Origin of the sequence: Tistlia sp., assembly GCF_040905785.1 — a bacterium.
In the GTDB taxonomy this organism is placed as follows: Bacteria; Pseudomonadota; Alphaproteobacteria; order Kiloniellales; family DSM-21159; genus Tistlia.
Map to the genome: position 1 here is coordinate 1 of NZ_JBBDQW010000040.1, position 6,263 is coordinate 6,263.

Consider the following 6,263-nt stretch of genomic DNA (forward strand, 5'->3'; position numbering starts at 1 on the left):
GCCGTGCACTACTCCCCTCAGAAAAAATCCCGGACAGCAGTGCGTGAAAACGGGGGTCCAGAGGACGGACCCGCTCGCGCGGACGGTGCCGGAGTCCGTGTGGCGGCCGCTCTCTATGGATCCCCGCTTTCGCGGGGATGACGGGAAAGGAGACTGCTCGGAAGCCCAGAGGGAGAGGGCGTCATCCCCGTTCTTCCGTCATGCCCGCTCTTCCGTCATCCCCGCCCTCTCCTCCGTCATCCCCGTGAAAACGGGGATCCAGAGGACGCAACCGCTCGCGCGGACGGTGCCGAAAGTCCGTGTCGCGGCCCCCTTCTCTGGATCCCCGCTTTCGCGGGGATGACGGAAAAGGCAGGGTTCTTGGAGACCTTGAGGGAGAGGGCGGCGGCCGCCGGGATCGCGACCGGCGGCCGCCGCCGGGCCAGTCGCTCCGTGGGGGCATGGAGTGGACTGGCGGGGGTCGGAGGGGACGTCTCCGGCAGCTATGAAGGTGCTCCTGCACTGTGGCCGCGAAAGGCTCCGACAGCGGCGATAATGTGAAGAAGCGGCAGGAGAGATCCCGCCCCTACCTCGACCTCAGGCCTTGCGGCAGAGCAGGTAGAGCTGCGGGTCGCCGACCTCGAAGGGGCTGCCGTCGATCTCGGCGAAGGCCTGCGGCGCCTCGAAGCCGGCCTCGGCCAGCATTCCCGCGAGCTCGCGCAGGGTGAAGATCCAGTGGTGGCCCAGGCGCTCCTCGACCCGGGCGCCCCGGGTCAGGCGGTAATGGGTGTCGAGCCGGCCGGCCAGGACGTCGTAGTCGTTGCGGCAGTCCATGCGGAAGCCGCCGACCTCGAGCGAGAGCTCGGGCTCGTAGTTCGGCAGCAGGCTCTCGGCGATCATGCCGCTGTGCAGCAGGAAGCCGGCGCCCGGCGCCAGGGTGCCGGCGACGGCGGCCAGGAAGTCGCGGCAGCCGGCGGCGTCGAAGTAGCCGAAGGCGTTGCCCAGGCAGCAGGCGCCGGCAAAGGGCCCGAGGCCCTGCAGGTCGCGCATGTCGCGGCGCAGGAAGGCCGGCGGCTCCTCGATCTCCGGGTCGTCCTCGGCGGCGGCGCGGGCCCGCGCGAGGCAGGCCTCCGAGAGGTCGAGGCCGGTCGGGCGATAGCCGCGCCGCGCCAGCTCGACGGCATGGCGGCCCTCGCCGCAGGGCACGTCGAGCAGGGTCGCCTCGGCGTCGAGGTCGAGGGCGTCGGCGATGAAGTCGCACTCGGCGGCCAGGCGCTCCTCGTCGACGGCGGCGCGCCAGACGTCCAGGGTCAGGCCGGCGAAGAAGGCCTCCTGCCAGGCCGGATCGGGCCCCTCGCCCCTCGAATCGGCCACCTCAGTCGTACTTGCGCCGGTCGTCGACGACCTTGCCGTCGTTCGGCAGGCTGCCCGGCGCCAGCAGCTCGACGTCGCCCTTGAGCCGGGTCGCCGCCTGCAGGGCGTCGGCGAGCTGGGCGCCGAGTGCGGGCTCGGCGCCGCTGGTCTCGACCTGGAGGGTCATGCGGTCCTGCTCGCCCGCGCGCTCGACGACGAGGCGCGCCTTGACCACGGCGGGGAAGCGCCGGACCGTCTCGGCGATCTGCTCGGGGTGGACGAACTGGCCCTTGACCTTGGCGGTCTGGTCGGCGCGGCCGAGCCAGCCCTTGATGCGCAGGTTGGTGCGCCCGCAGGGGCTGGTCCCGGGCAGGATCGCCGAGAGGTCGCCGGTGGCCAGGCGGATCAGCGGATAGGCCTCGTTGAAGGTGGTCACCACGACCTCCCCGACCTCGCCCTCGGCGACCGGCTCGCCGGTGCCGGGACGCACGATCTCGAGCAGGCAGCCCTCGTCGACGATCTGCCCCTCCATCGCCTCGGACTCGTAGGCGACGAGGCCGAGCTCGGCGGTGGCGTAGCACTGCCTGACGGCGACGCCGCGCTCGGCGTACTCGGCGCGCAGGCTGGGGAAGAGGGCGCCGCCCGAGACCAGGGCCTTGCGCAGCGAGCCGCAGTCGCGGCCGAGCTCCGCCGCCTTGTCGAGCAGCACCTTCAGGAAGTCCGGCGTGCCGGCGTAGCCGTCGGGCCGCAGGTGGGCGATCGCCTCGACCTGCTGCTCGCTGTTGCCGACGCCGGCCGGGACCACGGCGCAGCCGAGCGCGCGGGCGCCGGCGTCCATGATCCAGCCGCCCGGGGTCAGGTGGTAGGCGAAGCAGTTGTGCACGACCTCGCCGGCCCGGAAGCCGGCGGCGAAGAGCGCGCGGGCGACCCGGCCGTAGTCGCTCTCGCGGCCTTCCAGCTCGTAGATCGGGCCGGGCGAGACGAAGATTCGGCCGGCGGCGCCGGGGGCGACGGCGTTGAAGCCGCCGAAGGGCGGCCGCTCGCCCTGCAGGCGGATCAGCTCGGCCTTGCGGGTCACCGGCAGGCGCGCCAGGTCGGCGCGGTTGCGCAGATCGCCGGGCTCGAGGCCGGAGAGGCGCTCGCGGTAGCCCTCGGTCGCCTTGGCGCGCGCCAGCTGGCCGCGCAGCCGCTCGAGCAGCTCAGCCTCGCGGACCTCGGGCGCACGCGTCTCCAGGTCGTCGAAGTGCTCGCCCGCTGCGCCGGCCATCAGGCGAGCCAGCGCTTGCGGCGCTTGTAGTGCTTGACGTCGCGGTAGGAGCGGCGGCCGGTCGAGGAGAGGCCAAGGTAGAACTCCTTGACGTCCTCGTTCTCGCGCAGCGCCTCGGCCGGGCCGTCCATGACCACGCGGCCGCTTTCCAGGATGTAGCCGTAGCGGGCGTAGCGCAGGGCGACGTTGGTGTTCTGCTCGGCGAGCAGGATCGAGACCCCCTGCTCCTCATTGATCGTCTTGACGATCTCGAAGATCTGCTCGACCAGCTGCGGCGCCAGGCCCATCGAGGGCTCGTCGAGCAGCATGACCTTCGGGCGGCTCATCAGGGCGCGGCCGATGGCGGTCATCTGCTGCTCGCCGCCCGAGGTGTAGCCGGCCTGGCTGCTGCGCCGCTCGCGCAGCCGCGGGAAGTAGCCGTAGACCATCTCCAGGTCGCGCTCGATGGCGGCGCTGCCGTCGCCGCGCGTGTAGGCGCCGGTGAGGAGGTTCTCCTCGACCGTCAGGTGTTCGAAGCAGTGCCGCCCCTCCATGACCTGGATGACGCCGCGCCTGACCAGGTCGTTGGGGGTCAGGTGCTGGACGCGCTCGCCGCCCAGGCTGATCGAGCCCTTGGTGACGTCGCCGCGCTCGGCGCGCAGCAGGTTGGAGATGGCCTTGAGGGTCGTCGTCTTGCCGGCGCCGTTGGCGCCGAGCAGCGCCACGACGCCGCCCTGCGGCACCTCCAGGGAGACGCCCTTGAGGACCAGGATGACGTGGTCGTAGATGACCTCGATGTTGTTGACGCTGAGCAGGGCCGGCGCGCCTTCGGCGGCGGCGGCGCCCAGGCCCAGCTTCTCTTTGACGGCAGCTTCACTCATCGCGCGGGGGCGTCCCATCCAGCCTGAAAAGGGGGAAGACCCCCGCCCCGGCTCCTGGGGCGGGGGTCCTCGGCCCTTCGGTCGATCCTCGCGCTAGTTGCACTCGCGCGGGGTGATGCCCTTCTCCTTGGCGTAGGCCAGGGCGTCGGCCTTGTAGGCGGCCACCAGCGGCTCGCGGTTCGGCGAGTACCAGTCCGAGATCACGTTCCACTGCTCGCCGTCCCACTGCTGGACGAAGGCCTGGCCGCCGCCCTCGTGGTCCTCGCAGGTGATCTTCACCGGCTTGGTGAAGTCGCCCAGGCCGAGCTCGGCGAGCTTGGCCTCGGTCAGGTCCAGGGTCTCCCAGCCGTCGCGAACCTGCTCGCCGGTCAGCTCCTTGCCCTCGCCGTGGATCTCCTGGGCGGCGCGGATCGCCTCGATCTCCATGGCCATGGAGAAGAGGCCGCGATTGTAGAGCACGGTGCCCCAGCCCTTCTCGCGGGCCGCCGCCTCGTCGCCGTTGTAGACGTGCTGGAGCACGTCCTGCAGCAGCTCCAGGTCGGAGCCGGGCTGATGGAAGCCGAGCGCCTTGTAGCCCTTGGCGCCGGCGCCGGCCGGCAGCACGTCCGGCTCGGTGCCGGACCACCAGATGCCGATGAACTTGTCCATCGGGTAGCCGACCGCGGCGGCTTCCTTGACCGCGGTCGAGTTCATCACGCCCCAGCCCCACATGAAGGTCCAGTCGGGCCGGAGCTGGCGGCCGATCTGCAGCCAGGTCGACTTCTGCTCGAGGCCCGGATGGGCGACGGGATAGGCGTGGAACTCGAAGCCCTCCTCCCCGGCCAGCCGCTCCAGCGTGGCGATCGGCTCCTTGCCATAGGCGGAGTCGTGATAGACCAGGGCGATCTTCTTGCCCTCAAGGCTGCCGCCCTCCTGCTCCTTGGCGTACTGCACCATGATGTCCGCGCCCGACCAGTAGGTCAGCGGAGCGGTGAAGACGTAGGGGAAGACCGGCCCGTAGGAGCCCGAGGTGCGGCCGTAGCCCGAGGTGAAGAGCGGGATCTTGTCCTCGGTGATGCGGTCGATCAGGGCGTAGGTGATGCCGGTCGACAGCGGCTGGAAGGTCGCCGCCGTCGGACGCTTCAGGCGCTCGTAGCACTCGACGCCGCGGTCGTTGTTGTAGCCCGTGTCGCACTCTTCCGAGACGAGCGTGACGCCGTTGACGCCGCCGTCGCGGGCGTTGATCAGCTTGATGTAGTCCTCCCAGCCGTGCGCGATCGGGATGCCGTTCGGGGCGTAGGGACCGGACTTGTAGACCAGCAGGGGAACGTACTGCTCGGCGGCCTGGGCGGGGAGCCCGCTCGCCGCCAGCACCGCCGCCCCCGCGGCCGCCAGGCAAAGGGTCTTGAAGCGCATCGTGTCGTACCTCCCAGTGTGATGCGGACCATTCTTGTTCGGCGTCCGCTTTCGCCGATCACGGTATCACCCTGCCCCGCCCCGCGCCAACCGCGACGCCACTCGACAGGGAAGGATCAGTAGGGGAAGGGCCAGAGCCGCAGCTTCTCCTTGCCGATCTGCCAGAGCCGCGCCAGGCCGTGCGGCTCGACGATGAGGAAGAAGACGATCAGCATGCCGAACAGCATGAACTCGATGTGCGAGATCAGCGAGACCGAGATGGTCGGGTCGATCGCCCGCATCCCGACGTTGAGCGCGATCGGCAGCAGCACGATGAAGATCGCGCCCAGGAAGGAGCCGAGGATCGAGCCCAGGCCGCCCAGGATGACCATGAAGAGGACCTGGAACGACCGCTCGATCTGGAAGGCCAGCGCCTCGACCGAGCCGGTGTAGACGAAGGCCCAGAGCGCGCCGGCGACGCCGATGTAGAAGGAGCTGATGGCGAAGGCCGAGAGCTTGGCGACGAGCGGCCGGATGCCGATGATCTCGGCCGCGATGTCCATGTCGCGGATCGCCATCCAGGAGCGGCCGATGCGGCTGCGCACCAGGTTCTTGGCGACCAGCGCCAGCACCGCCACGATGACCAGCAGGAACAGGTACTTGACCTCCGGTGCGGCCTTGGAGCTGGAGACCACGATGCCGAAGATCTCGCGCGGCGGCGCCGAGATCACGCCCGACGGGCTGTAGTTCGTCCACCAGCCGAACTTGTTGAACATCCAGACCAGGAAGAACTGCGCCGCCAAGGTCGCGACCGCCAGGTAGAAGCCCTTGATGCGCAGACTCGGCAGGCCGAACAGCACGCCGACCGCCGCCGTGCCGAGGCCCGAGAGCAGAAACACGAAGACGACGTTGAGCTCCGGGAAGCCGGTCGCCAGCTTGTAGGAGAAGAAGGCGCCGCAGGCCATGAAGCCGCCGGTGCCGAGGCTGAGCTGCCCGCAGTAGCCGGTCAGGATGTTGAGCCCGATCGCCGCCAGGGAGAAGACCAGCACCGGCACGAAGATGGTCTCGAGCAGGTAGGCGTCGGCGATGAACGGTACCCCGAACACCGCGAAGGCGAGGAAGGCCAGCACGCCGATCCTGTCCTGCAGGATCGGGAAGATCGCCTGGTCGGCGCGGTAGGTCGTCTTGAACTGGCCGGTCTCGCGGTAGAGCATCGTCCTACACCCGCTCGATGATGCGTTCGCCGAACAGGCCCTGGGGCCGGAACAGCAGGAACACGAGGGCCAGCATGTAGGCGAACCAGTCCTGGATCGCGCCGCCGATCTCCAGCCCGACGAAGTTCTCGGCGACCTGCTCGCCGTAGCCGATGATCAGGCCGCCGACGATGGCGCCGGGGATCGAGGTGAAGCCGCCCAGGATCAGCACCGGCA

At 70.0% G+C, this 6,263-nt stretch carries 5 protein-coding genes and 1 pseudogene; all 6 read right to left on the minus strand.

Annotation, left to right across the window (positions count from 1 at the left end):
* Window positions 1–576 precede the first annotated feature (576 nt).
* The gene (locus WD341_RS10070; RefSeq protein WP_368425318.1) at window positions 577–1,353 is read right to left on the minus strand and encodes a cyclopropane-fatty-acyl-phospholipid synthase family protein; all 777 of its coding nucleotides are present in this window, start codon (window positions 1,351–1,353) and stop codon (window positions 577–579) included.
* A 1-nt stretch (window position 1,354) separates the two neighbouring features.
* A complete protein-coding gene (locus WD341_RS10075; protein WP_368425319.1) occupies window positions 1,355–2,599 on the minus strand; it encodes a phenylacetate--CoA ligase family protein in 1,245 nt (414 codons plus the stop codon).
* Window positions 2,599–3,459 (minus strand): ABC transporter ATP-binding protein, encoded by an 861-nt coding sequence (locus tag WD341_RS10080; protein ID WP_368425320.1) that lies wholly within the window; start codon window positions 3,457–3,459, stop codon window positions 2,599–2,601. Before WD341_RS10080 ends, WD341_RS10075 begins: the two co-directional genes overlap by 1 nt.
* A gap of 93 nt (window positions 3,460–3,552) precedes the next feature.
* The gene (locus tag WD341_RS10085) at window positions 3,553–4,854 is read right to left on the minus strand and encodes an ABC transporter substrate-binding protein (RefSeq protein WP_368425321.1); all 1,302 of its coding nucleotides are present in this window, start codon (window positions 4,852–4,854) and stop codon (window positions 3,553–3,555) included.
* Between the two features lie 116 nt (window positions 4,855–4,970).
* Window positions 4,971–6,047 (minus strand): branched-chain amino acid ABC transporter permease, encoded by a 1,077-nt coding sequence (locus WD341_RS10090; RefSeq protein WP_368425322.1) that lies wholly within the window; start codon window positions 6,045–6,047, stop codon window positions 4,971–4,973.
* 4 nt (window positions 6,048–6,051) lie between these two features.
* A pseudogene (locus WD341_RS10095) lies at window positions 6,052–6,263 on the minus strand (branched-chain amino acid ABC transporter permease); the annotation flags it as partial.